Source organism: Sphingopyxis indica (assembly GCF_032879645.1).
GTDB classification, from domain to species: domain Bacteria; phylum Pseudomonadota; class Alphaproteobacteria; order Sphingomonadales; family Sphingomonadaceae; genus Sphingopyxis; species Sphingopyxis indica.
Genome location: NZ_CP076394.1, coordinates 705,142 through 730,587 on the forward strand (window position 1 = coordinate 705,142; position 25,446 = coordinate 730,587).

Annotated in this window: 24 protein-coding genes; 13 read left to right on the forward strand and 11 right to left on the reverse strand. The window is 67.5% G+C overall.

The genetic code is table 11. From position 1 onward, the window contains the following. Nucleotides 1-228: 228 nt before the first annotated feature. The 5 genes from clpX to KNJ79_RS03335 form a co-directional block, all read right to left on the reverse strand. Nucleotides 229-1,500, reverse strand: a complete 1,272-nt coding sequence (gene clpX / locus KNJ79_RS03315) for an ATP-dependent Clp protease ATP-binding subunit ClpX (protein WP_089216936.1) — start codon at nt 1,498-1,500, stop codon at nt 229-231. A gap of 212 nt (nt 1,501-1,712) precedes the next feature. Further along, complete coding sequence (gene clpP / locus KNJ79_RS03320; protein ID WP_317152787.1) at nt 1,713-2,363, reverse strand: ATP-dependent Clp endopeptidase proteolytic subunit ClpP; 651 nt, start codon at nt 2,361-2,363, stop codon at nt 1,713-1,715. A gap of 942 nt (nt 2,364-3,305) precedes the next feature. Then, on the reverse strand, nt 3,306-3,644 hold the full coding sequence (gene fdxA / locus KNJ79_RS03325) for a ferredoxin FdxA (protein WP_089215328.1): 339 nt from the start codon (nt 3,642-3,644) through the stop codon (nt 3,306-3,308). A gap of 441 nt (nt 3,645-4,085) precedes the next feature. Next, nucleotides 4,086-4,385, reverse strand: coding sequence for an RNA-binding S4 domain-containing protein (locus KNJ79_RS03330; RefSeq protein WP_089215297.1), 300 nt, complete (start codon nt 4,383-4,385; stop codon nt 4,086-4,088). After that, nucleotides 4,385-7,156 carry a helicase-related protein gene (locus tag KNJ79_RS03335; protein WP_317152788.1) on the reverse strand — a complete coding sequence of 924 codons (2,772 nt, stop codon included), beginning with the start codon at nt 7,154-7,156 and terminating at the stop codon, nt 4,385-4,387. The genes KNJ79_RS03330 and KNJ79_RS03335 overlap by 1 nt, the downstream gene beginning before the upstream one ends. Nucleotides 7,157-7,447: 291 nt before the next feature. On the opposite strand from KNJ79_RS03335, the gene KNJ79_RS03340 reads away from it, so the two are divergent. The 5 genes from KNJ79_RS03340 to KNJ79_RS03360 all read left to right on the forward strand — a co-directional run bounded on the left by KNJ79_RS03340 (nt 7,448) and on the right by KNJ79_RS03360 (nt 13,522). Beyond that, complete coding sequence (locus KNJ79_RS03340; protein WP_394357167.1) at nt 7,448-8,989, forward strand: M23 family metallopeptidase; 1,542 nt, start codon at nt 7,448-7,450, stop codon at nt 8,987-8,989. 198 nt (nt 8,990-9,187) lie between these two features. Continuing rightward, nucleotides 9,188-10,186 carry a porphobilinogen synthase gene (gene hemB, locus KNJ79_RS03345; protein WP_317152790.1) on the forward strand — a complete coding sequence of 333 codons (999 nt, stop codon included), beginning with the start codon at nt 9,188-9,190 and terminating at the stop codon, nt 10,184-10,186. Next, on the forward strand, nt 10,183-10,737 hold the full coding sequence (locus tag KNJ79_RS03350) for a GNAT family N-acetyltransferase (RefSeq protein WP_089215294.1): 555 nt from the start codon (nt 10,183-10,185) through the stop codon (nt 10,735-10,737). Before hemB ends, KNJ79_RS03350 begins: the two co-directional genes overlap by 4 nt. Next, the gene (locus KNJ79_RS03355; protein WP_317152791.1) at nt 10,734-12,971 is read left to right on the forward strand and encodes a spermidine synthase; all 2,238 of its coding nucleotides are present in this window, start codon (nt 10,734-10,736) and stop codon (nt 12,969-12,971) included. Before KNJ79_RS03350 ends, KNJ79_RS03355 begins: the two co-directional genes overlap by 4 nt. Continuing rightward, nucleotides 12,968-13,522 (forward strand): gamma carbonic anhydrase family protein, encoded by a 555-nt coding sequence (locus KNJ79_RS03360; RefSeq protein WP_089215293.1) that lies wholly within the window; start codon nt 12,968-12,970, stop codon nt 13,520-13,522. The genes KNJ79_RS03355 and KNJ79_RS03360 overlap by 4 nt, the downstream gene beginning before the upstream one ends. A gap of 122 nt (nt 13,523-13,644) precedes the next feature. Here the strand turns inward: KNJ79_RS03360 and KNJ79_RS03365 are convergent, their stop codons facing one another. The 5 genes from KNJ79_RS03365 to KNJ79_RS03385 all read right to left on the reverse strand — a co-directional run bounded on the left by KNJ79_RS03365 (nt 13,645) and on the right by KNJ79_RS03385 (nt 19,061). Then, a complete protein-coding gene (locus KNJ79_RS03365; protein ID WP_317152792.1) occupies nt 13,645-14,316 on the reverse strand; it encodes an inner membrane-spanning protein YciB in 672 nt (223 codons plus the stop codon). Beyond that, nucleotides 14,313-15,239, reverse strand: a complete 927-nt coding sequence (gene ftsY / locus KNJ79_RS03370) for a signal recognition particle-docking protein FtsY (protein WP_317152793.1) — start codon at nt 15,237-15,239, stop codon at nt 14,313-14,315. Before ftsY ends, KNJ79_RS03365 begins: the two co-directional genes overlap by 4 nt. Beyond that, the gene (locus tag KNJ79_RS03375; RefSeq protein WP_317152794.1) at nt 15,236-16,540 is read right to left on the reverse strand and encodes a MiaB/RimO family radical SAM methylthiotransferase; all 1,305 of its coding nucleotides are present in this window, start codon (nt 16,538-16,540) and stop codon (nt 15,236-15,238) included. Before KNJ79_RS03375 ends, ftsY begins: the two co-directional genes overlap by 4 nt. After that, nucleotides 16,537-17,343: a diaminopimelate epimerase gene (gene dapF / locus KNJ79_RS03380; RefSeq protein WP_089215289.1), complete on the reverse strand. Its 807-nt coding sequence runs from the start codon at nt 17,341-17,343 to the stop codon at nt 16,537-16,539. Before dapF ends, KNJ79_RS03375 begins: the two co-directional genes overlap by 4 nt. An 89-nt stretch (nt 17,344-17,432) precedes the next feature. After that, the gene (locus KNJ79_RS03385) at nt 17,433-19,061 is read right to left on the reverse strand and encodes a putative bifunctional diguanylate cyclase/phosphodiesterase (RefSeq protein WP_317152795.1); all 1,629 of its coding nucleotides are present in this window, start codon (nt 19,059-19,061) and stop codon (nt 17,433-17,435) included. 243 nt (nt 19,062-19,304) lie between these two features. Here KNJ79_RS03385 and ffh point away from each other — a divergent pair, with 243 nt between their 5' ends. Genes ffh through rimM form a run of 3 tightly spaced genes read left to right on the forward strand, consistent with a single transcriptional unit; the run spans nt 19,305 to nt 21,986 of the window. Then, nucleotides 19,305-20,753: a signal recognition particle protein gene (gene ffh, locus KNJ79_RS03390; RefSeq protein ID WP_317152796.1), complete on the forward strand. Its 1,449-nt coding sequence runs from the start codon at nt 19,305-19,307 to the stop codon at nt 20,751-20,753. A gap of 36 nt (nt 20,754-20,789) precedes the next feature. Continuing rightward, the gene (gene rpsP, locus KNJ79_RS03395; RefSeq protein ID WP_089215286.1) at nt 20,790-21,368 is read left to right on the forward strand and encodes a 30S ribosomal protein S16; all 579 of its coding nucleotides are present in this window, start codon (nt 20,790-20,792) and stop codon (nt 21,366-21,368) included. Between the two features lie 54 nt (nt 21,369-21,422). Then, nucleotides 21,423-21,986 (forward strand): ribosome maturation factor RimM, encoded by a 564-nt coding sequence (gene rimM, locus KNJ79_RS03400; RefSeq protein WP_317152797.1) that lies wholly within the window; start codon nt 21,423-21,425, stop codon nt 21,984-21,986. A gap of 272 nt (nt 21,987-22,258) precedes the next feature. On the opposite strand, the gene KNJ79_RS03405 is transcribed toward rimM, so the two are convergent. Beyond that, nucleotides 22,259-22,420 carry a hypothetical protein gene (locus KNJ79_RS03405; protein WP_170935468.1) on the reverse strand — a complete coding sequence of 54 codons (162 nt, stop codon included), beginning with the start codon at nt 22,418-22,420 and terminating at the stop codon, nt 22,259-22,261. 102 nt (nt 22,421-22,522) lie between these two features. Here KNJ79_RS03405 and KNJ79_RS03410 point away from each other — a divergent pair, with 102 nt between their 5' ends. From KNJ79_RS03410 to rplS, 5 genes are read left to right on the forward strand one after another with little or no spacing between them, the layout of a single operon-like run. Further along, the gene (locus KNJ79_RS03410) at nt 22,523-23,440 is read left to right on the forward strand and encodes a LysR substrate-binding domain-containing protein (RefSeq protein ID WP_317152798.1); all 918 of its coding nucleotides are present in this window, start codon (nt 22,523-22,525) and stop codon (nt 23,438-23,440) included. Nucleotides 23,441-23,494: 54 nt separating this feature from the next. After that, the gene (locus KNJ79_RS03415; RefSeq protein ID WP_317152799.1) at nt 23,495-23,767 is read left to right on the forward strand and encodes an AbrB/MazE/SpoVT family DNA-binding domain-containing protein; all 273 of its coding nucleotides are present in this window, start codon (nt 23,495-23,497) and stop codon (nt 23,765-23,767) included. Continuing rightward, complete coding sequence (locus tag KNJ79_RS03420; protein WP_245836598.1) at nt 23,727-24,161, forward strand: type II toxin-antitoxin system VapC family toxin; 435 nt, start codon at nt 23,727-23,729, stop codon at nt 24,159-24,161. Before KNJ79_RS03415 ends, KNJ79_RS03420 begins: the two co-directional genes overlap by 41 nt. 7 nt (nt 24,162-24,168) lie before the next feature. Continuing rightward, nucleotides 24,169-24,906 (forward strand): tRNA (guanosine(37)-N1)-methyltransferase TrmD, encoded by a 738-nt coding sequence (gene trmD, locus KNJ79_RS03425; RefSeq protein ID WP_317152800.1) that lies wholly within the window; start codon nt 24,169-24,171, stop codon nt 24,904-24,906. Nucleotides 24,907-24,910: 4 nt separating this feature from the next. Further along, entirely contained in the window at nt 24,911-25,285 is a 375-nt protein-coding gene (gene rplS, locus KNJ79_RS03430) for a 50S ribosomal protein L19 (protein WP_089215281.1), read from the forward strand. The last annotated feature ends 161 nt before the right edge of the window (nt 25,286-25,446 follow it).

Genomic DNA, 25,446 nt, shown 5'->3' on the forward strand with positions numbered 1-25,446 from the left:
TGCGGCACGCGTTGCCTGCGAGCGCCCCTGGGCCTCGCGTGTGGCACGATTGTGACAGCAATTGTGACAATGCAAGGGGAGGGGGCGGAGGGGGGGACGCCCAAGTTCAGAAACGACGCTTTTGCGTGGCTCAGCGGCCCTCAGCCGCGCGCGGCAGGGGAATTTTTCCCGCCACTGTTGCTGCAATGCAACATGAAAAGGTGGCGGCGCGCCGGGGCGCGCCGCGACTCAGGCCGCGTCGCCGGCGGCCTCTTTCGCCTTGTCGGCATAGACGCGCACCGGCTGCTTGCGTCCTTCGACGACGTCCTTGTCGACGACGATCTCGACCACGTCCGACAGGTCGGGAAGGTCGAACATCGTGTCGAGCAGGATCGCCTCGACGATCGAGCGCAGTCCGCGCGCGCCGGTCTTGCGTTCGATCGCCTTTTTGGCGACCGCGACGAGCGCGTCGTCGGTGAAGGTCAGCGCGACCTCTTCGAGATCGAACAGCTTCTTATACTGCTTCACCAGCGCGTTCTTGGGCTCGCCGAGGATCTTGACCAGCGCATCGACGTCGAGATCCTCGAGCGTCGCGATCACCGGCAGGCGGCCGACGAATTCGGGAATGAGGCCGAATTTGAGGAGATCCTCGGGCTCGATCTGCTTCAGCACTTCGCCCGCGCGGCGCTCGTCGGGGCCGGCGACATGCGCGCCGAAGCCGATCGACTTGCCCTGCAGGCGGTCGCCGATGATCTTTTCGAGGCCGGCGAAAGCGCCGCCCGCGATGAAGAGGATGTTCGTCGTGTCGACCTGCAGGAACTCCTGCTGCGGATGCTTGCGGCCGCCCTGCGGCGGGACGCTCGCGGTCGTGCCTTCCATCAGCTTAAGCAGCGCCTGCTGAACGCCTTCGCCCGACACGTCGCGCGTGATCGAGGGGTTTTCGGCCTTGCGGCTGATCTTGTCGATCTCGTCGATATAGACGATGCCGCGCTGCGCTTTTTCGACATTATAGTCGGACGCCTGCAGCAGCTTCAGGATGATGTTCTCGACATCCTCGCCGACATAGCCCGCCTCGGTCAGCGTCGTCGCGTCGGCCATGGTGAAGGGCACGTCGAGGAAGCGCGCGAGCGTCTGCGCGAGCAAGGTCTTGCCGCTGCCAGTCGGCCCGACGAGCAGGATGTTCGACTTCGCGAGTTCGACATCGTCGCCGCGGCCCGAGTTGGCGAGGCGCTTGTAATGATTGTGCACCGCGACCGACAGCACGCGCTTCGCGGTGTTCTGGCCGATCACATAGGCGTCGAGATGCTGGCAGATTTCGAGCGGGGTCGGCACCGCGCCGTCCTTGCGCGCGGCAACGCCACCCTTGATCTCCTCGCGGATGATGTCGTTGCACAGCTCGACACATTCGTCGCAGATGAAGACGGTCGGACCCGCAATCAGCTTGCGGACCTCGTGCTGCGACTTGCCGCAGAAGGAGCAATAAAGGGTGCTCTTGCTGTCGGAGCCAGAGAGCTTGGTCATAAAATTCCTTTTCGGACCGCACGAATTTCCACGCGGCCGGTACTGACGCGACCCCCGCTGATCGCGTCGCCTGATATCCTAGCCCCGGTGCCTCCAATTACAATATGGCAATTGGGTGACATGGGCGCAATGTCCCGCATAGCGCCGCGGCGCCAAGGACGCCTCAAGAAACGCGGTTAGCGGGAGGTTGCAAATCGGCCCCAAGCCGGGACTTACGGCGTGGGACCCTCGCTCTGCTCGGACGCCGCGTCGGTGTCGGGCATGCCCGGACGACGGTCGTAGACATGATCGACGAGGCCGAAGGCCTTGGCTTCGTCGGCCTCGAGGAAGGTGTCGCGGTCCATCGCCTTTTCGATCTCTTTCAGCGACTTGCCGGTATATTGGACATAGAGGTCGTTCATTCGTTTGCGGATGCGCAGGATTTCCTTCGCCTGAATCTCGATATCCGACGCCATGCCGCGCGCACCGCCCGAGGGCTGGTGGACCATGATGCGCGCATTGGTCAGCGCGACGCGCATTCCGGGCTCGCCCGCGGCGAGCAGGAAGCTGCCCATCGACGCCGCCTGCCCGATGCACACCGTGCCGACGCGCGGGCGGATATATTGCATCGTGTCGTGGATCGCCATGCCCGCCGTGACGACTCCGCCCGGCGAGTTGATGTACATATAGATGTCCTTCTTCGGATTTTCCGATTCGAGGAACAACAGCTGCGCGACGATCAGCGACGCCATCTGGTCCTCGACTTCGCCCGTCACGAAGACGATGCGCTCGCGCAGCAGGCGCGAGAAGATGTCGAAGCTGCGTTCGCCGCGGCTCGTCTGTTCGACGACGACGGGAACCAGGGCGGCCAACGGGTCGATCATTGGAATTTCGTCCTTCATTATCGGGGGCGCCCTGCCGAGAACCGGCGGGCTGGCCCCTCCGCTGCCTTACATCGGCGCCAAGGTAAAGTGTTTCAAGGGGGCAAACGGGTTCAACAGTTCGGGAAAGGGACGTCGATGCCGGCATCGGGGGCGGCGGCAATGGCAAAGCCGAAGACCGGCGACCTTTTATCTCGAAGTTCAGGAAAGTTCAGCCTTGTGTGTCCCGTGATCTCGATCTTTGGGTGTTGGACGCGCTGGGCACTCCCCGTTGAAAAAGCCCGATGAAGGCTGACACAGCGGGATCATGTAGGAAAGCCTTATTTGATGGCGGTGGCCGATTTGGGGTGGTTTGCTGTCATTCGACCAAACCCCTCCTCTTCAGAGGAGGGGCAGCGAGACTTGCCAGCTTGCTGGCTTAGTCGCAGCGGGGTGGTGCTCGAAGTCTTGCGCGCTATCGCGCGCCACCACCCCCAACCCCTCCTCTGAAGAGGAGGGGCTTATTACGCCCGCTCCCGCCCGCAAGCGGTCATTCCGGCCAAAATCGGCAGCGATCGTCCTATTTGGGGTGGAAGCAGCCGTTCCCGCGGTGGCATCATAAGGTGATCCCCGGCGAAGGCCGGGGTCCAGCGCGAAAGCGCTGCGCCTGATGCATGGACCCCGGCCTTCACCGGGGATCACCCAGATATACAGATAGTCCTTTCGTCATCCCGGACTTGATCCGGGATCCACAGCAGCGCCGAAGTCATGGACCCCGAATAAAGTCCGGGGTGACGATGATCAACAGGGCAGCAATCGGTCGTTAGCCGACATCTTCCTTTTCCCGTTCGCTCGGTGCGAACAGGTTATGGATGGCAAACCGGTCGCTTGCCGACCTTCGTCATCCGGCCAAAAAGAAAGGGCGGGAATGACCCCGCCCCGATCGACCGCCCTTGGCTTGCCGACTCAGTCGCCCTCGCCGGGTTCGGGCGAGAAGAATTTCTCGAACTTGCCTTCGACGCCCTTATATTCGTCGGCGTCGGCGGGGCTGTCCTTCTTGGTCGTGATGTTCGGCCATTCGGCGCTGAACTTGGTGTTGACCTCGAGCCACTTTTCGAGCCCGCTCTCGGTGTCGGGCAGGATCGCCTCGGCCGGGCATTCGGGTTCGCACACGCCGCAGTCGATGCATTCGTTCGGATTGATGACGAGCATATTCTCGCCCTCGTAGAAGCAATCGACCGGGCAGACCTCGACGCAGTCCATATATTTGCAGCGGATGCAGGCGTCGGTGACGACATAGGTCATGGGTATCGGCTCCATCTGTCGGCGGCCTCGCCGCCGCCCTTCCATGCGATTCCCAGCCTCCTATGCCGCCCGGCGGCGGCGCGTCAACGCTTAGAGTCTGCCTGATGGATATTTGCGCGCTGTGACGGAGCCGATTTTGGCCGAGCGCGAGGAGTGAGGAGGGAGCCATGCCGAAGCATAGGGACCGACGAAGGACGCGGCGATCGGCCAAAAGCGGCCCGCCCCTTGGGGTTGCCGCAGGAAGCGCCCCGGACGGCGTCGCGTTGCTGGTCCGGGCCACCAGCCCGGCCTGCGCAACGCTCCTTGCCGGGACGCTTCCTGCGGCAATCACAGTGCGCAAATATCCATCAGGCAGACTCTTGCGGCAGTTGCGAATCACTCTCACTCCATAGGCCCTGCGGCGCGGAGAGTGGCGACAGCTTTTTCTTGCGCGCCGAAAGTTCAGCTCGCGGCGGGCGGGGCCGCAGCATCGAGCCTTTCATAATGCGCCTGCGCCTCGCTTGCCGGGCCGCGGCGGCCGGGGAGCGAGAGCAGGCGCACCACCTCGATCCGCTCGCCGAGGGGCAGGACCAGCGTTGCGCCGGGGTGGACCGCGCACGACGCGCGGGTCACGCGGCGCCCGTCGAGGCGGATGTGCCCCGCGGCGACCATCGCCTGCGCGATGCTGCGCGATCGGGCGAAGCGCAGATACCAGAGCAGCTTGTCGAGCCGGATGCTGCCTGCCGCGCCGGGACTGGCCATCAATCCTCGCGCGCTTCGGCGAGCAGGGCGGCGAGGCCGGCGAAGGGGCTGTGCGGCGAGGGGCCGCGGCGCGGAGCACGGTCGCCGCGCGGCGGGCGCGGGCCGTCGTGCATGGGCTTGCCGCCGCCTTTCGCCTTTTTCGGCCGCGCGGCCTTGGCGGGCTTGGCGCGGGGGGAAGGCGCGTCGTTCGGGCGCGGCCCCCGCTCGCGCGCGTCCTTGCGCCCGCGCTTCGCCCGCTTGCGCGTCTCGGCGCGCTTGCGCCCCGACCAGCGCCAGCGTTCGAGCGCCGGGTCGCCGACCGCGCGAAAGCCGAAGCTCGCGAGCAGCGCGCGCCGCGCCGTTTCGTCGAGGCCGAGCGAGGTGGCGAGCGCGGGGTCGATCGCAAAGCCCGGCGGTTCGGGCGCGTGCGGATCGCCGCCCGCCTCGTCGTGATGCGCGTCGTGCGGGTCGCCGCTCGCGACGGGCGCGGTCGGCGGCGCCGCGGCCTGCATCCGCGCGGCGTGCGCCTGACGCGCGAGTTTTTCGGCCATGTCGATGCGCAGCCATCCGCTCGCGCAGCGGCGGAATCCCGCGACGGCAAGCCCCGTCGCATCGCCGTCCTTCTGCAGGACCGCGCCGTGCGGCGGCAGCGGCGGGATGCTGCCGCCCTGTTGCGCGGCGAGCAGCGCCGCGCGCCAGCGCACCGCTTCGGGCTTCAAAAGTTGCGGGTGGAAGATGTCGAGCGTGCCGATGGTGAGCCCCAGCTTGCGGAGCTGCGGCCGCTCTTCGGCGCTCATCGCCGCGAGCTGGTCGTCGACCGCCGCGCGCTCGATCAGCCCGCCGCCGTCGGTCATCGCGGCGAGCAGCGCGCGCACGCGCGGCGGCGTGAACAGGTCGCCCGCGGCCTCGCCCATCGTCGCGAGCGGGCGGGCGTGGCGGGCGAGCTGTTCGGCGACGAAGCGCTGGAGGCGCTCGGCGATCGCCTGCACCTGCGGCGGGTCGAGCCGGCGCAGCGCGGGTTCGAGTTGAATCGACGGCTGGATCAGCGTCGTGCCCTTGGCGAGCGCCGCGACGACCGTGCCGTTCCACGCGAGCCGCGGCGGCGCGGCGGCTTCGGCGACCAGCGCGAGCGCGCTGCCGTCGCCTTCGGCGAGCGCGGTTGCGCGCCGCGCGAGTTCGCCGCGCAGATGCTTCTCGGCCGCCGCGAGCAACAGCCGGTGGTCGCTCGCGCGCGCCGTGGCATCGACTTTGAACTGAAAGCCGGTCAGCGTGCCGATCGCCTCGCCATCGACCGCGACGGTGCCGTCGTGGCCGACCGCGACCGGCAGCGCGGCGTTCCGCTGGCCCGCGTCGCGGATCAACAGCGCGAGCCGCCGGTCGACGAAACGCTGCGCGAGCGCGGCGTGGAGCGCGTCCGACAGACGCGATTCGAGCGCTTGGGTCTGCTCGGTCCAGCCCGCTGCGTCGGCGATCCAGTCGCCGCGCTGGGCGATGAAGCAGAGGGTGCGGACCGCGGCGATGCGGCTCGCGAGCTGGTCGATGTCGCCGTCGGTGTCGTCGAGCCGCGCGAGGCGGCGCGCGAACCATTCGGCGTCGATCGTGCCGCTGCCGCTGGTGCGCCACTGCCACAGCTTCAAAACCGTGCGGCTGTGATGTTCGGCGCCCAATTGTTCGAAATCGGGGAGGCCGCAGACGTCCCACAGCCGTTCGACCGCCTCTGAGTCGCGCCCGCGCGCCGCCACCTCGATGTCGCCCGCGAGATGCCTGAGCACGGCAAGGTCGACCGCCTCGGGCGCCGCGCGCAGCGACGGATGCGCAGGCATCTGTCCCAGATCACCGATCAGCCGGTCGAGCGAGGTGAAGCGCGGCAGCGGGTTGCGCCAGAAGAGGCTGGCGAGCGGCGGAAAGCGATGCTCCTCGATCGCCATGATTTCCTCAGGCGTCATGCCGCCCTGCGGCTGGCCGATCGTCCCGAAGCTGCCGTCCTGCTGGTGCCGTCCTGCGCGACCCGCGATCTGCGCCATTTCGGCGATGGTCAGCCGGCGCAGGCGGCGGCCGTCGAACTTTTGCAGGCTGGCGAAGGCAACGTGGGTGACGTCGAGGTTCAGCCCCATGCCGATCGCGTCGGTGGCGACGAGATAATCGACCTCGCCAGCCTCGAACATCGCGACCTGCGAATTGCGGGTCCTGGGGCTGAGCGCGCCCATGACGACCGCCGCGCCGCCAGCGAAACGGCGCAGCATCTCGGCGATCGCATAGACCTCCTCGGCCGAGAAAGCGACGATCGCCGAGCGCTTGGGGAGCCGCGACAGCTTCATCGGGCCGGCATAGCTCAAGGTCGAAAAGCGCGGGCGGGTGACGATCTCGGCCTCGGGCACCAGATCGCGGACAAGGCCGGTGATGCTCGCCGAGCCGAGGATCATCGTCTCCTCGCGCCCGCGCGCGCGCAGCATCCGGTCGGTGAAGACATGCCCGCGCTCAGGATCGGCGCCCAGCTGCGCTTCGTCGATGCCGACGAAGGCGACGTCGCGCTCCACCGGCAGCGCCTCCATCGTCCCGAGCAGATAGCGCGCGCCGGGCGGCATGATTCGTTCCTCGCCGGTGACCAGCGCGACCTCGCCCGGCCCCTTGATCCGCACGACGCGGTCATAGACCTCGCGCGCGAGCAGGCGCAGCGGAAAGCCCATCATGCCGCTCGCATGCGCCGTCAGGCGCTCGACCGCCAAATGGGTTTTGCCGGTGTTGGTTGGGCCAAGGACGGCCTTGACCGGGGAGGTGGCGGGAGAAGGCATCGTCTTTGCGGTGATGCTGGCATGAGCCGCGTTGCGGCGCAACAGCGATAATCGCGGGTCCGGCACTTTCGGGCGCGGTGCACCTGAATCGGTGCGACTCGCCATATCCCGCGCGGGCCACGCTTCATCGCAGCGACGCGCCGCGACTCTCCCGTTAAATTGACTTTAACGGCCTTTGTTTACAGAAAAACGCGCACGGAAATTTGGATCGGCGCCCGGCTGATATTCGAGGATGGGAGGGCGCCGGGCGGGGGTTGCAACTTGTTCCAGCGTCACGAACCCGTCGCGGGGATGTCCGGCAATGCCGCCGCCCTCGCGATGTCGCAGGCGATCCCGCTCCAGCGGGCGCAGGGCGGGCTTGCGTGGCACGAAAGACTGCGCGACCGGCTCGCCGAGCTCGACCTCGTTCCCGACCTCGGCAGCAATATCGGCTCGGCCGAATGGTGGCGCGGGCTGGCGACGCTGACCCTGCTGTGCGGCAGCGCGATCGCGACCTTCCCGGGGGTTCGGCCGCTCGTCGCGGGCGGCGCGCCGGCGCTCGACACCGCCGATTTCGACGAGGCGCGCGCGCAGATGATCATGCCGCTGGCGCTCGGCGCCGACACGGGACGCCACATGGCGGCGACCGATGCGGTGCGCCCGCTCGCGCACGCGCCCGAACGGCCGCAGATCGAACTCACCGCGACGCTCGGCAACGGCGACAGCTTTGCGCGCCTGCTCGAACGCTCTGGGGTCGGGCGGGCCGAGGCGCAGGCGCTTGCCGGGCAAGTGTCGACCGCGGTGCCGCTCGCCGACATCGCGCCGGGCACGCGCATCGACCTCGTCCTCGGCCGGAGGGCTGCGCGCACGATGCCGCGCCCGGTCGATGCACTCGCGATGCGCGCGCGGCTCGACCTCCGGATTGAAATGGAGCGCGTCGGCGGCCGCCTCGTCATGCGCCGCATCCCGATCACCGTCGACGACACGCCGCTGCGCATCCGCGGCAAGGTCGGCGCCGGCCTCTATCGCTCGGCGCGCGCCGCCGGGGCGCCGCCGCAGGCGATCCAGTCCTGGCTGCGCGTGATCGGCAGGCAGATGCCGGTGTCGGGCATTCGCGCGTCGGACGAATATGACATCATCGTCGATTATCGCCGCGCCGAGACCGGCGAGACCGAGACGGGCAAGCTGCTCTATGCCGGGCTGATCCGCGGCGGAAAACCCAAGCTCTCGATGCTCGAATGGCAAAAGGACGGCCGCAGCCAATGGTTCGAGGCCTCGGGCGTCGGGCAGCAGACGGGCGGCATGGTGCGCCCGACGCGCGGGCGCATCACCTCGGGCTACGGGATGCGCCGCCACCCGATCCTCGGCTACCGGCGTATGCATTCGGGGGTCGATTTCGGCGGCGGCTATGGCGCGCCGATCTATGCGGTGACCGACGGCAGGGTGACCGTCGCCGGGCGCACGGGCGGCTTCGGCAATTATGTGAAGCTCAATCACGGCGGCGGGCTCGGCACCGGCTATGGCCATATGAGCCGCATCGCGGTGCGCGCGGGCCAGCATGTCCGCCGCGGCCAGATTCTCGGCTATATCGGGTCGAGCGGGCTTTCGACCGGCCCGCACCTGCATTTCGAAGTCTATCGCAACGGCCATGCGGTGAACCCGATGTCGGTCAGCTTCGTCACCCGGGCGCAGCTCGAGGGCAAGGAACTCGCCGCCTTCCGCGCGCGCATCCGCGAGCTGACCGCGATCGAACCCGGCGCCGCGCTGACCCCGATCGCGCCGAAGCCGGTGGAGGGACCGAAGCTCGGCACGCTCGCCGATGTGGCGGCGAAGCGGGCGGGCGACGGGATCTGATGTCGTTCCACCCCTCCCCTTCAGGGGAGGGGCAGCGAGACTTGGTTCGGCGCAAGCCGAGCCTTAGTCGAGCGGGGTGGGGCTTCGGGACCTTGTGCAAGGCCGATGGCCCCACCCCAACCCCTCCCCTGAAGGGGAGGGGCTAATTGCACGCCAATATCCGTTTCCCCCGCGCTCAAGCGCGGCTATGCACGCGCCATGACTCACGCCCCCTTTCCCGACACGCGCCTGCGCCGCACCCGCCGCACCGGCTGGAGCCGCGCGATGGTGCGCGAGCATCGTCTGACCCCGGCGAACCTGATCTGGCCGCTCTTCGTATGCGACGGCACGGACGCCGAGGAGCCGATCGCGAGCCTGCCCGGCGTGTCGCGCTGGTCGGTCGATCGGCTGGTCCAGCGCGCGAAAGAAGCGGTCGCTGCCGGCATCCCCTGCCTCGCGCTCTTCCCCTATACGCAGGCCGAGCGGCGCAGCGACGACGGCGCCGAAGCGCTCAATCCCGGCAATCTGATGTGCCGCGCGACCGCCGCAATCAAACATGCGTGCGGCGACGATATCGGCATCCTCACCGACGTCGCGCTCGATCCCTATACCAGCCACGGGCAGGACGGGCTGGTCGACGATGCGGGCTATGTCCTCAACGACGAGACGGTCGAGATATTGGTCGGGCAGGCGCTGAACCAGGCGCGCGCCGGCGCCGACATCATCGCGCCGTCGGACATGATGGACGGCCGCGTCGGCGCGATCCGCGAAGCGTTCGAACTCGAAGGCTTCGGCCACGTCCAGATCATGAGCTATGCCGCCAAATATGCCTCGGCCTTCTATGGCCCGTTCCGCGACGCGGTCGGTTCGCGCGGGCTGCTGAAGGGCGACAAGACGACCTATCAGATGGACCCGGCGAACGTCGAGGAGGCGCTGCGCGAGGTCGAAATGGATCTCGCCGAGGGCGCCGACAGCGTGATGGTCAAGCCGGGCCTCCCCTATCTCGACGTCGTGCGCGCGGTGAAACAGGCCTTTGCGGTGCCGGTCTATGCCTATCAGGTGTCGGGCGAATATGCGATGATCGAGGCCGCCGCCGCGGCGGGCGCGGGCGAACGCGACGCGCTCGTCCTCGAAACCCTGCTCGCCTTCCGCCGCGCGGGCGCGTCGGGGGTGCTCAGCTATCACGCGCTCCACGCGGCGCGCCTGCTCGGCGCATGATCGAGACTGAACGGCTGGTGCTGCGTCCTCCGGCGTCGGATGACCTGCCATGGCTCCGCGAGGAGATGAACAGCGAAGCGGTGATGCGCCACCTTGGTGGAGCGCGTAACGATGCCGAGGTTGCCGACGGTCTTGCTGCCGATATCGCCGCTTTTGCCGAGCCGAAAGGATGGCGGCGCTGGACAATATGGCGGCGCGACGATGAACGCCGCATAGGTCGCTGCGGTCTTTTTCATGTGCGCAGCGGTGCCGCGCCTGATGGTCTGCGCGGCTCGAACGAGATCGGCTGGACGCTCGCCGAACGGTTCTGGGGTCAGGGCTATGCGACGGAAGCGGCGCGCGCGGTGCTGAGCTACGGTTTCGGTGCCGCTCGTTTCCCGATCATCTTTGCGCAGACCAGCGACTCAAATGTTGGTTCGACGCGAATGATGGTGCGGCTGGGCTTCGACCGCCTGCCGGCGCTCGACTATACCGACCCCGATTATCCGCCCGAAGATAATCCGACCACCGTGTGGCGTATGACGCGCGACGTTTGGCGCGCGCGCGCATGACCGCCGCCGCATCGCCGCGCCGCTGGCTGTTCGTGCTGACGATCCTCGTCGGCAGCTTCCTGTTGTTCCTCGTCCAGCCGATGGTCGCGCGGATGGTGCTGCCGCGGCTCGGCGGCGCGCCGATGGTGTGGAACAGCGCGATGCTCGTCTATCAGGCGCTGCTGCTCGGCGGCTATGCCTATGCGCATTGGCTCGCGCGCTTCGCGGTGCGGCGGCAGGCGGCGATCCATCTCGCGCTGCTGCTGTTTGCCGCCCTGTGGTTGCCCATCGGCATTGCGCAGCTCGCCCCGCCGGCGCCGGGGCAGGAGGCGCTGTGGGTGCCGCTGCTCCTCACCGCGTCGATCGGCCCGGTCTTTTTCGCGGTCTCGGCGCAGGCGCCGCTGATGCAGCGCTGGTTCGCCGCCGACGCCTCCGCGGGCGATCCCTATTATCTCTACGCCGCATCGAACCTTGGCAGCTTCGCGGGGCTGATCAGCTATCCGGCGCTCGTCGAGCCGTCGATGCCGCTCGCGGCGCAGAGTTGGGGCTGGACCGCCGGCTATGCGCTGCTCGTGCTTCTCGTCGCGGCGAGCGCGGCGGCGCGCTGGCGCGGCGCGGCGGCGACGCCCAAGGCCGCCGAGGCCGATGCGCCGCGCCCGACGCTGGCACGCCGGCTCCACTGGCTGCTGATCGCGGCGGTGCCGTCGGGGCTGATGCTGTCGACGACGACGCACCTGACCACCGACATTGTGGCGATGCCGCTGCTGTGGGTGCTGCCGCTCGGCCTCTATCTATTGAGCTTCGTCATCGCCTTTTCGACGCTGACGCGGCTGACGATGACCTTCACGGTCGTTGCGCCCGCGGTGCTGCTCGGGGTCGGCGGGCTTGCCCTGCTCAGTTCGGGGGGCGGCTCGATGATGGTGGCCTTCGCCAGCCTCGCGATGCTGTTCGTCGTCGCCGTGGCGCTGCACGGCTATCTCTATCATCTCCGTCCCGCGCCGCGGCACCTGACGCTCTTCTATCTCGTCATGTCCGCGGGCGGCGTGCTTGGCGGCCTGTTCGCGGCGCTTGCCGCGCCCCTGTTGTTCGACTGGGTCTATGAACATCCGATCCTCGTTCTCGCTGCCGCCCTGCTGCTGCCGCTCCCCAGGCTGATCCCGTGGGACAGCGCCTTTGGACTCGCGCCGAGAACTGCGAATGTGGCCGTCGTGCTGCTTGTTGCGGTGGCCGCCATCGCCGCCTGGCGCATGGTCGGCGACTGGACCGGCCGGTACGAAGGCGCTGCGATCGGGTGGAGCGCCGTGCTCTTCGTCATCGGCCTGTTCGTCATTGGCTGGCGCTGGGCCTATGTCGCGGTGCTCGCGATGCTGATGCTCGGCGTCGGCGGCTGGAGCACGGTGCAGGAAAGCTTCACCGACATGCGCGTGCGCAGCTATTTCGGCATCTATACCGTCACCGACGACCCGTATCGCCACCAGCGCCGGCTCGCGCACGGGACGACCTTGCATGGGTTGCAGCGCACCGACGCGGGGCACGAATATGACCCGACGACCTATTACGGGCATGATTCGGGGGTCGGCCTGGCGCTCGATCGCGCGCCCGCCGAAGCGGCGGTCGGCATCGTCGGGCTGGGGGCGGGCACGCTCTCCTGCTACCGCAAGCCGGGTCAGCACTGGACGATCTTCGAGATCGACCCCGCGATGGTCGCGATCGCGCGCGACCCCGCCAAATTCACCTTCCTCTCGCACTGCGCCCCCGATACGCCGATCATCCTTGGCGATGCGCGGCTCGAAATCGCAAAGCAGCCGCCGGGGCGGCTCGACATCCTTGTCATCGACGCCTTTTCGTCAGATGCGATCCCGCTGCATTTGCTGACGGAAGAGGCGATGGGCATTTATGCGCGCGCGCTGAAGCCTGGCGGCCTGCTCCTCGTCCATATCTCGAACCGCTTCTTCGACCTCGAGCCGGTGCTCGCCGAAGAGGCGCGGGCGCGCGGCTGGGCGGCGGCGATCCGCATGGACCCGGGGCCGCCGCGCGAGGACGGCAATCTGACCGGATCGAACTGGGTCGCGCTCGCGGCGAGCCCCGAACGGCTTGCGCAATTGACGGGACCCCTCCGCCCGCGCGACAAGGCCCGCGACGCGGGCGCATGGGTGCCGCTCGAAGAGCGGCCGCATTTCGACCGCTGGACCGACGACTATGCCTCGACATTGCCGGTCCTCTTGTGGAAGCATCTGATCGGAGGTCGCGAATGACCCGCAACGACGTCAGCATCATCGCGGTGAACGGCAAGGCGCCGCGCATCGACCCCAGCGCATTCATCGCGCCGGGTTGCCGGATCATCGGCGACGTCGAGATCGGCCCCGACGTCAGCATCTGGTATAATTGCGTGCTGCGCGCCGACGTCAGCCACATCCGCATCGGTGCGCGCTCGAACATTCAGGACGGCAGCATTCTCCACTGCGACGGACCGATGCCGCACCGGCCCGAGGGCTTTCCGACGATCATCGGCGAAGATGTGCTGATCGGCCATCTCGCGATGGTGCATGGCTGCACGCTCGCCGATCGCGCATTCGTGGGCCTGAAAGCCACGGTGATGAACGGGTGCCGGATCGGCAGCGACGCGATGCTCGCGGCGGGGGCACTGCTCACCGAGAATAAGGAGATTCCCGATCGCGAACTATGGGCCGGGGCGCCCGCGCGGCGTATCCGCGCGATCGACGACGCGCAGGCGGCGGGGATGCAGGCGGGCGTCGCCCATTATGTGCTCAACGGCCGGATGCACAGGCAAGCGGTGGAGGAATAAATCTCCCCTCCCGCTTGCGGGAGGGGTCGGGGGTGGGCAGCGACGTCGCTATGGCCCACCCCGCTGCGGCTAGCGAGCAAGCTCGCAAGTCTCGCTGCCCCTCCCGCAAGCGGGAGGGGAGATTAGCCGTCGCTCTCTTCCGTCGCCGCCAGCCCGTTCCTCATCATCACCGGAAGCTGGGTCAGCGCGAAGAGGAAGGAGAGGGCGGTGACGCCCCACACCTTGATCGTCAGCCACAGATCGAAGCTCATCCGCCCCGCCTCGATCAGCTCGTACATGATGTGGTTGGCGATGCCGAGCGCGGCGAAGAAGATCCCCCAATTGCGCGACAGGGTCAGCCAGCCCGTTTCGGTCACGCCTTCGAGCGCCGATTGCAGCAGATATTTGAGCATCGGCCGCTTCATCAGCCAGCCGCCGAGCAGCAGGGTCGCGAAGGCGGCATAGATGATCGTCGGCTTCATCACGATGAAGCGCTCGTCGTGGAACCACACGGTCAGCGCGCCGAAGCCGAGGACGAGGATGCCCGACATCCACAGCATCGGCGAAATTTTGCCGAGCTTCCATTTCGACACGATCATCGCGACGACGATCGCGGCCATGAAGGCGACGGTGCCCTTGATCGCGCCGGTGGTCGCGGCGAAGGAGCCCTCGCCGCCGGAGGTGAATTTATAGGTCAGGAAAAAGACGAGCAAAGGCCCGAAGTCGATCGCGAAATTGAGCCAGCCATGCTTGGCGGGCGGCGGGGCGGGAATCGGCTCGGGGCCGCCCGGCAGCTGTTCGAGCGGCTCGCTCATCGGATATTTCCTGCAATGATGCCGGCGATCTCGTCGGCGTCGAACGGGCGCAGATCGTCGATGGTCTCACCGATGCCGATCGCGTGGATGGGAAGCCCGTGGCGTTCGGCCGCGGCGACGAGGACGCCGCCGCGCGCGGTGCCGTCGAGTTTGGTCATCACCAGGCCGGTGACCCCCGCGACCTCGCGGAACACGTCGATCTGCGACAGTGCATTCTGCCCTGTCGTCGCGTCGAGCACGAGCACGACATCGTGCGGCGCGGCGGGGTTGAGGCGGCCGAGAACGCGCTTGATCTTGGCAAGCTCGTCCATCAGCTCGCGCTTGTTCTGCAGCCGCCCGGCGGTGTCGACGATCAGCACGTCGATGCCGGTCGCGGTCGCCTGTTTGACCGCGTCGAAGACGATCCCCGCGGCGTCGCCCCCCTCTGGCCCCGCCATGATCGGCACCCCGAGCCGTTCGGCCCAGACCTTGAGCTGCCCGATCGCGGCGGCGCGGAACGTGTCGCCCGCGACGAGCATCACGCCATAATCCTGTTCCTGGAACAGATGCGCTAGCTTGGCGATGGTGGTTGTCTTGCCCGATCCGTTGACGCCGATCACCAAAATCACCTGCGGACGCGGAAAGGCGTCGATTTCGAGCGGTTCGGCGACCGGGCGCAGCACCGCGGCAATCTCGTCGGCGACGATTTTCCTCAGTTCCTCGACATTGCCCGCGACCGCGTCGCGTCGCGCCGCGAGCCGCTCGCGGATACGCGCCGCCATTGCGGGGCCAAGGTCGGCGGTGATCAGCGCTTCTTCGATCCGGTCGAGATCCTCGTCGTCGAGGCGCGACTTGCCCGCGAGGCCCGACAGATTTTCGCCGAGCCGCTCCGACGTGCGGCGAAGGCCGCCGAACAGCCGTTCGCTCCAGCTCGCGCCGCTCATGCCGCAATCCCCGTCGCCCGCATCCGGTCGCCGTCGCGCGCGCCGATCCGCACGCGCACGATGCTGTTCGGCGCGGCGGGCGCCGCGAGGGTCAGCGCCGCGAAATTTTCGGCATGGCCGCTGTGTCCGTCGCGCTCGACGAGCATCGCGGTTTCGCGCCCGCGCTGCGCGTCCATCCAGAGGTGACGGCGCCGGGCATTAGCCTCGCGCAGCCGCGCGGCGCGTTCGCGCGCCGCCGCGCGGCCGACCTGCGGCATCCGCGCGGCGGCGGTGCCGGCGCGCGGGCTGTAGGGAAAGATATGGCCGAAGACGATGTCGGCATCGTCGATCAGCGCCAGCGTATTGGCAAACATGGTGTCATCCTCGGTCGGAAATCCGGCGATCAGGTCGGCGCCGATCGCAATCTCGCTGCGCGCGGCCTTCAGCCGTTCGACGAGCCGCACCGCATCGGTGCGGCGATGGCGCCGTTTCATGCGCGTCAGGATCATGTCGTCGCCCGCCTGCAGCGACAGATGGACGTGCGGCATCACCCGCGCTTCTCCGGTGAGCAGCGCGAACAGCGCATCGTCGATCCGGTCGGGGTCCAGCGACGAGAGGCGCAACCGCTCGACCGGCAGCGCGAGCAGCGCCTCGACCAGCGCGGCGAGGCTGGTGCCGCTGTCATCGCCATAGCTCGCAAGATCGACCCCGGTGAGCACGATCTCGCGCTGCCCGCGCGACAGCGCGACCTCGGCGGCCTCGACGACCGCAGCGACGGTGGCCGACCGCGCGGCGCCGCGCGCCAGCACGGTCGCGCAAAAGGTGCAGCTGTGCGAACAGCCCGTCTGGACGCCCAGAAAGGCGCGGGCATGGTCGGCGCCCGAGAGGGCGGGGGCGTAGGGACCCACGGCCTTGAATAAATCCGTGTGCTCCCGCGGAGGCGGGAGCCCATCACCCGCCGGTGCGATGTCGAACCGGCCGGAGATGGGTCCCCGCCTGCGCGGGGACACGCTGGCCTGATAGCTCTTCGCCAGGCCCTTGGCGTCGTTTCCGACCACCCGCGCGCCCATCGCTTCGAAGGCGCTGCGTTCGAGTTCCGCGGCGCACCCCGTCACCACCACTTCGGCGCCCGGCCGTTCGCGCAAGGCCCGCCGCACCGCCTGCCGCGCCTGCCGCACCGCTTCGTCGGTCACCGCGCAGCTGTTGAAGACGATCGTGTCCGCCGCGCCGGCCGCGATCGCCGCCGCGCGCACGGCTTCGCCCTCGGCGATGTTCAGCCGGCATCCGAAATTGACGACCTCGACCCCGGCGCGAGCGCTCATCCGAAGCGCGCCCAGTCGGTCTCACCCTCGAACACGCGCGTCGCGGCGCCGCTCATCACGATCGGCTCGCCGTCGCGCCATCGAATGACGAGGTCGCCGCCGGGCAGCGAGATGGTGACCGGCGATTTTGCGAGCCCGGCGCGGATCGCGGCGACCGCGGTCGCGCAGGCACCGGTGCCGCACGCCTGCGTCAAGCCGACGCCGCGCTCCCAGACGCGCAATTGCAGCCGGTCGGGTCCGTCGAGGCTCGCGACATTGACGTTGACGCGCTCGGGGAACAGCGGATCGGTCTCGATCCGCGGTCCGAGGTCGGTCAGCGCCACCGCATCGGCTTCGGGGACGAAGAAGATGATGTGCGGATTGCCGACATTGACCGCCGCGCCATGTTCGAGCTCGTCCCACGCGACGGGCATGTCGCGCGTGTCCATCGGCATCGCGAGCGGGATCTGCTCCCAGTCGAAGGCGGGCTCGCCCAAGGTCACCTCGGCGCCGCCGTCGGCGGGGCTGACGCGCAGCATCCCGCCCAGCGTCTCGATCACCGCGGGCTTGCCGATCAGCGTCGCGACGCAGCGGGTCGCATTGCCGCACGCCTCGACCTCGCCGCCGTCGGCATTGAAGATGCGCATCTTCACATCGGCCTTTTCGGACGGTTCGAGCAGGATCAGCTGGTCGCAGCCGATGCCATGGCGCCGGTCGGCGATCGCGTGCGCGCGCGCCGCGGTCATCTCGACCGCGTCCTCGCGCGCGTCGATCACGACGAAGTCGTTGCCGAGGCCATGCATCTTGGTGAAGCGATCCGCCATAGTGTCGCGCATTTAGGAGCGCGCGGGCGCGAAGTCTAGCGACGCGGGTGCGGCCTTCTCATTCTCCCCTCCCTGGAAGGGAGGGGAAACTATGCCGTCTTGCGGAGCGGTTCTTCCGCGCCGCCCGCGGGCAGCATCGGCGCGCGCAGAAGCCCGCGCTCGGCGAGCATCGCCGCGGTGTCGTCCGCCGACATCGCGCGGCCATAGTGCCAGCCCTGGCCCTTGGTGCAGCCGAGCCGCGTCAGCTCGATCGCGGTCGCCTCGTCCTCTACCCCCTCGGCAGTGATCGGCATGGCGAGGCTTTCGCTGAGGCGCATGATCGCGACGACGATCGCCTGCGCGTCGGTGCTGCCGCGCATCGCAGTGATGAAGCTGCGGTCGATCTTGATGCGGTCGAAGGGCAGCGCGCGCAGGTGCGAGAGCGAGCTGTAGCCGGTGCCGAAATCGTCGAGGGCGAGCGATACGCCCTGATTCTTGAGGCTGGTGACGATCGAGCGCACGAGCGGCAGATTTTCGAACAGCGAGCTTTCGGTGATCTCGACCTCGAGCTGGCTCGCCGGAAAGCCGGTTTCGACGAGCAGCTTGGTCAGCTTCTGGCTGAACCACGGGTCCTTGAGTTGCTGCGGCGAAATATTGACCGCCAGCGACACCGCCGGGTCCCATGCCTTCGCGCTTTCCATCGCCTCGCGGATGACGTGCAGCGATAATTCGCCGATCAGCCCGCTTTCCTCGGCGACGGGGATGAAGCGTTCGGGCAGGATCATGCCATATTCGGGCGAGTCCCAGCGCATCAGCATCTCGAAGCCGATCAGGCGTCCGCTCGCAATGTCGACCTGCGGCTCGAAATAGGGGATGAACTCGCCGCGCGGCATGCCTTCGCGAATGCCGTTTTCGATCTGGTTGCGCACCTGGACCGCCATTTCCATGCCCGTCTGGAACCAGATATAGCGGTTCCGCCCTTCGTCCTTGCAATGATACATGGCGATGTCGGCCTGACGGACGAGCGTCTCCATCGTCGCGCTCGCCTCGGTCGCGAGCGCGATGCCGAGCGAGCAGCCGATGCGGATGCGCCGCGCGTCATAGGGCACGGGTTCCTCGAGCGCGGTGACGAGCTGGCCGGCCAGCGCCTCGATATCGGGGCGTGCCGCGGGTTCGAACACCAGCATCGCGACGAATTCGTCGCCGCCGAGCCGCGCCTTGGTCGCACTCGGCGGCAGGATCGCGGAGATGCGCTCGGCGGCGATCTGCAGCACGCGGTCGCCCGCGACATGGCCGTGGATGTCGTTGACGGTCTTGAAATGGTCGAGGTCGAGCAGAAAGAGCGCGACGTGCCGATGCTCCGACGCGGCGCGTGCGATCAGCGCCTGGCCCTGCGCGAGCAGCGCGCGGCGGTTGAGATAGCCGGTCAGCGGGTCGGTATCGGCCAAATAGCGCGCGCGCTTTTCGGCTGCGGTGCGCTCGCGAATCTCGCGGTTGAGGTCGTCGTAGCGGCGCCAGCCGAACAGGATCAGCGCGATGTTGAGGATCAGCATCGTCGCGAGCACGCGGTCGGTGCCGCCGCCGAAACCGGCGATCGTCCGCACGACCGATTGCATCACGCTGCTGCCCGTGCCCACGAACAGCAGGATCGCCGCGACGACGATTCCCCCTGCGAGGACGTCGCGCTTGGCGCCTTCGCTACGATTCCATTCCTTCGGCACAGCCGGTTCGACGGTCATTGAATTTCCCCACAGTCGCGGTCTGTTTGCGCCGCAAGCGGTGAAATTTGCGTTAAGTGCGCCGCGGCCCGCGCTTGCCTTTGCGCGCGCATTGGCGTAAGGGCGCCGCGTCCGTCCGCATCATGCGGAGGGGCGCACAAGACATCCGCGACGGAAAATCTGTCCACGGATAGCCGCTGGTTGGCGAGGTTTCGCTCACCGGCGTCTTTTGCGTTGCGGGTCGTCAGAAGGGTAAAAGGACGCATGTTCGACAGTCTGAGCACTCGGCTTGGCGATGTTTTCGGGAAGCTCCGCGGCCGCGGTGCGCTGACCGAGGCCGACGTGCGCGCCGCGATGCGCGAGGTGCGAATCGCCCTGCTCGAAGCCGACGTCGCGCTGCCCGTCGTGCGCAGCTTCGTCGATCAGGTCACCGAACTGGCGATCGGCCGGAATGTCCTGCGTTCGGTCACGCCGGGGCAACAGGTGGTCAAGATCGTCAGCGACGCGCTGACCGAGATGCTCGGATCGGAAACCGCCGAGCTCGACCTCAATGTCACCCCGCCCGCCGTGATCATGATGGTCGGCCTGCAAGGCTCGGGTAAGACGACCACGACCGCGAAGATCGCCAAGCGGCTGAAGGACAAGGAGCGCAAGAAGGTGCTGATGGCGTCGCTCGACGTCAATCGCCCCGCCGCGCAGGAACAGCTTGCTGTGCTTGGCACGCAGATCGACGTCGCGACCCTGCCGATCGTCGCGGGACAGCAGCCCACCGAAATCGCGAGCCGTGCGATGCAGGCGGCGAAGCTGCAGGGCTATGACGTCCTCATGCTCGACACCGCCGGCCGCCTCCATGTCGACCAGCAGTTGATGGACGAGATGCAGGCGGTGGCGCGCACCGCGAACCCCGCCGAAACCCTGCTCGTCGTCGACAGCCTGACCGGCCAGGACGCGGTTCAGGTCGCGCAGCGCTTCACCGAGCAGGTGCCGCTCACCGGCGTCGTGCTGACCCGCATGGACGGCGATGCGCGCGGCGGTGCCGCGCTGTCGATGCGCGCGGTCACCGGCAAGCCGATCAAATTCGCGGGCACGGGCGAAAAGCTCGATGGCCTCGAACTCTTCCAGCCGTCGCGTATCGCCGGCCGCATCCTCGGCATGGGCGACGTCGTCAGCCTCGTCGAGCGCGCCGCCGAGACGATCCAGGCCGAAGAGGCCGAGGCGATGGCGAAGAAGATGGCCAAAGGTCAGTTCGACCTCGACGATCTTCGCACCCAACTCAATCAGATGCGCCGCATGGGCGGCATCGGCGCGCTCGCGGGGATGATCCCCGGTTTCAAGAAGGCGCAGGCGGCGATGGCGCAGAGCGGCGCCGACGACAAGATGCTGATCCATTTCGATGCGATCATGGGGTCGATGACCCCCAAGGAGCGCGCGGCCCCGGCGATCATCAACGCCAAGCGCAAGATCCGCATCGCGAACGGATCGGGCACCAGCGTGCAGCAGGTGAACAAGCTGCTCAAGATGCACCAGGAAATGTCCACCGCGATGAAGAAGATCCGCAAGATGGGCGGGCTCAAGGGGCTCGGCGCGCTGCTCGGCCGCGGCGGCGGCATCCCCGGAATGGGCGGTATGGGCGGCGGCGCAGGCGGCCTTCCCGGCCTCGGCGGCGGCGCGATCCCGCCCGACCTGGCCAATTTGATGAATAAAAAGAAATAACCCGGACAACCAGTTTAGACTCAGAAGGACAATATCATGGCTACCTCCATTCGCCTCTCGCGCGGCGGTTCGAAAAAGCGCCCCTATTACAAGATCGTCGTCGCCGATTCGCGCAGCCCGCGCGACGGCCGTTTCATCGAGCGCATCGGCAGTTACAACCCGCTGCTCGCCAAGGATAACCCCGAACGCATCAAGCTCGATGCCGATCGCGCGAAGCATTGGCTGAGCGTCGGCGCGCAGCCGACCGACCGTGTCGCCCGCTTCCTCGACGCCGCCGGCCTCAAGGAACGCGCCGCGCGCAACAACCCCAAGAAGGCCGAGCCGGGCGAGAAGGCCAAGGAACGCGCCGAAGAGCGCGCCGCCAAGCTGGCCGAGGCCGAAGAGGCCGCGAAGGAAGCCGCTGCGGCTCCGGCTGAAGAGGCGCCCGTCGCCGAGGAAGCCGAATCGGATGCGACCGGCTCGGTGAAGAGCGAAGAGACCGCCGAAGCCGTTGCCGACGCGGTGGCTGACGAAGTGCCCGCCGAAACGACGGCCGAAGACGCCGCCGCGATCGCCGAGGAAGTCGCCGAGGGCGGCCCGGCGCCGGCCGAAGGCGAAGAAAAGGCCGAGGGTTGATTCTTCTCCCCTCCCGCTTGCGGGAGGGGCCGGGGGTGGGCAAGGACGCGGGATATGGATAGCTCGCCTTCGGCTCGCCCCACCCCTAACCCCTCCCGCAAGCGGGAGGGGGACAAGGCCGACCGCCCCGTCACCCTTGCCGCCATCGCCGGCGCGCACGGGGTGCGGGGCGAGGTGCGGCTCAAATTATTCGGCGAAGGCGTGCAAGGCTTGCGCGCCTTTTCCGCATTCGATGCCGGCGGGCGCAAGCTCACGCTGAAATCGCTGCGCCCCGCCAATCAGGGCGCGGTCGCGCAATTCGCCGAAATCACCGACCGCAGCGCCGCCGAGGCGCTCCGCGGCACCGTCCTGACGGTCCCGCGGTCGGCGCTGCCGCCGCTGGGCGAGGGCGAATATTATCACCACGATCTGATCGGGCTCGCCTGCACCTCGACCGACGGCACGGCGCTCGGCACCGTCGTCGCGGTCGAGAATTTCGGCGCGGGCGACATCCTCGAAATCGAGCGGCCGAGCGAAGGCGGCAAGAAGGCGAAGCGCTTCATGGTGCCGATGAATGCGCAGGCGGTGCCGGCGTGGAGCGACGACGGCGTGACCGTCAACGCGGCTTTCGCCGAATAAAGCGGCGGGCCGGGCACCCGGCGGTCACCGAGCGGCGTGCCCATTTCAGATGGAATCGTTTCTCACCACGGAATCGTTTCTCACCGAAGCCCTGAGCCTGTCGAAGGGCGCCTCTCGTCGATAGCCGCCCTTCGACAGGCTCAGGGCTACGGTTCAACCTAAATTGAGCGGTATCCGATCAGGGAAAAGGTTGGACGGGAATAGCGCCGCAAGGGGGGAGCGGCCGCGGCGCCGGTGGCGCGTCGGCACGGTCGACGCCATTCCCGCCCGTCTCAGTGCGCGCCGGCGCGGGGCTTTGCGCTCCCGCCGGCGCCCGGACCGCGGCGGCGCCACGACCGCCAGGCTTGCGCAATCTGCGAAAGGCCGCGGTCGAGATCGGCGCTGAAGCGGCCGTGATTTTCGGCCCAGCCGCGCATCCACATCTCGTCGATCATCGGTCGTCTCCTGCTGGGTGGGTGCATCTTAAATGCGCCTTCCCTGGCTCCGGCGCCAACAAAAGCTTTGCGGTGCAGCATAAGTTCACCTTATAAGATGGCATGTCCCGCCTGCCGCCGCTCGCCGCGATCCGCGCTTTCGAATCCGCCGGAAGACTGGAGAATTTCTCGCGCGCCGCCGAAGAGCTCGGGATGACGCAGGCGGCCGTCAGCTATCAGGTCCGCCAATTGGAGGATCGGCTCGGCCGCGCGCTGTTCGTGCGCGAAAAGGGACGCGTGCGACTCTCCGAAACGGGGCAGCGGTTGCTCCCCGCGATCAGCACCGCCTTCGCGTCGATGGGCGATGCTTTCGCGGCGCTCGGCAATGACGAGGCCGATATTTTGACGATCAGCGCCGCGACGACCTTTGGCGGCACCTGGCTCAGCGCGCGCATCGGGCGCTTCCAGCTGCGCTATCCCGACCTTGCGGTGCGGCTGTCGATGTCGAACGCCTATGTCGATTTCGACGCGTCGGACGTCGACGTCGCGATCCGCATCGGACCGGGCGGCTGGCCCGGCCTGCGCGCCGATTTCCTGTTCCGCAGCCATGTGACGCCGATCTGCGCGCCGGCTTTCCTCGAGGCGAATCGCATCACCGCGCCCGCCGATCTGCTCAACGTCGAACGGCTCGCCCCCAACGACCCCTGGTGGGCGGGCTGGCTCGCCGAGGCGGGCGTCGACGTCAAACCGCCCCCGCGCCGCGGGGTCGAACTCGACAGCCAGCTTCAGGAGGCGAGCGCGGTGCAGGGCGGCTACGGCATCGCCCTGATGACCCCGCTGCTCTGGCGCGCCGAACTCGACAGCGGGCGGATGGTCCAGCCGTTCGACACGCTCTACCAGCCCGGCGGCGCGAACTGGCTCGTCTATCGCGAAGGCCGCAGCCGGGTGCGCAAGATCGAGCGTTTCCGCGAATGGCTGCGCGAGGAATTCGAAGCGGATCGTCCTCTGCTGCCAGAGGCGCTATGGCAGCCGCTCGATTAGCATTGCTTGAAATGATCGCTGATGTATATACATCATGTATATACGGAGTTTCCTATGACCAAGGAATATCGCGCCAAAGTCTTCAAGTCGGGCAATTCGCTCGCGCTGCGCTTGCCAAAGGCATTGGGGATCACGGAAGGAGATGATGTCGTGATTGCTCCGCACAAGGATGGCAGCTTTTCGCTGTGGAAGGAAAGCGATAGCCTGTCGGTGCTGATGGGGCTCTATGGCGCCTTCTCGCCCGGCTTTATGGGGCATGGGCGTGGTGACACCGATCAGGAGGATTATGATTGGGGTGATGGTGACGCCGGCGGGCGTGCCGCCTGACCCCATGTATATGCTCGACACCAACGTCTGCATCGACTTCGCGCGGGCGCGAAGCGAGAATCTGCGCGACAAGATGCGAGAGAATTTTGCGAGCGGCCTTGCGATCTCCGCCATCACCCTGTCCGAACTGCGCGTCGGCGCGCGCGAGAGCGGCGACGATACGCGCGACGACGAATTGCTCGACACGCTGATCCGATTGATCGACGTCCACTCTTATGACGATGCGGCGGCAGACGCCTATGGGCGAATTGCGCGCCAGATCGGAATCCGGCGGCGCAATTTCGATCGCTTGATCGCTGCGCATGCGGTCAGTCTCGGTCTGACGCTGATCACCCGCAACGCAGCCGATTTCGCCGATGTGCCGGGGCTGACGGTCGAGAATTGGACGCTATAGGCGGCCGATGCCCTTCACCGCCGTCCCGCTCACGCTCTATCCCGACATGTTCCCCGGTCCGCTGGGGCACAGCATGGCGGGGCGCGCGCTCGAAAGCGGGACGTGGAATTGCGCGCCCGTGCAGATTCGCGATTTTGCGACCGATCGGCACCGCACGGTCGACGATACGCCGGCGGGCGGCGGGGCGGGGATGGTGCTTCGCGCCGACGTGCTCGCCGCGGCGATCGACCATGCGAGCGCCGCGCATCCGGGCCTGCCGCTGCTGGCGATGACCCCGCGCGGCGCCCCGATCACCCAGGCCCGCGTGCGCGCGCTCGCGGCCGGCCCCGGCGCCATCATCCTCTGCGGCCGCTTCGAAGGTTTCGACGAGCGGATTTTCGAGGCGCGCGCGATCGAAGAGGTGTCGATGGGCGACATCATCCTGTCGGGCGGAGAGATGGGCGCGCTGATGCTGCTCGACGCTTGCATTCGGCTGCTTCCCGGCGTAATGGGCGCGGCTTCAAGCGGCGACGACGAATCGTTCGAAGACGGTTTGCTCGAATATCCGCACTATACCCGGCCCGCGACGTGGGAAGGGCGCACGATCCCCGAAGTGCTGCGATCGGGGGATCATGCGAAGATCGCCGCCTGGCGGAAACAAAGGGCGGAAGAGGACACACGGTTACGCAGGCCGGACCTTTGGGAGCGCCATGAGGGCGCTCGGGACCGACCTGCCTCTGGCGCGCGGCAAAAGAAGAAGGACTAGAGGCATGAACCTCATCCAGACGATCGAAGCCGAAGAAATCGCCAAGGCTGGCAAAGAAATTCCGACGTTCCGCCCAGGCGACACGCTGCGTGTCGGCGTGCGCGTCGTCGAAGGCGAACGCACCCGCGTCCAGAATTTCGAGGGCGTGTGCATCGCGCGTTCGAACAAGGGCATGGGATCGAACTTCACCGTGCGCAAGCTGTCGTTCGGTGAGGGCGTCGAGCGCGTCTTCCCGCTCTATTCGCCGAACATCGATTCGATTACCGTCGTCCGCAAGGGCGCCGTCCGCCGCGCGAAACTTTACTATCTGCGCGGCCGCACCGGCAAATCGGCGCGTATTGCGGAGCGCCGCGACAACCGGCCCGGAACCGAAGGCTAAGGAGAGCTTCTCTCACCCAAAGCCGAACAGCTTTCCAAAACGGCCGGTTCCGCCAACAGGCAGAACCGGCCGTTTGCATATCGGAAGATGAAAAACGCGAACCAACCATCACCGCCGTTCGTCCTGAGGAGGGACGCAGTCCCGTCTCGAAGGACAGTAGC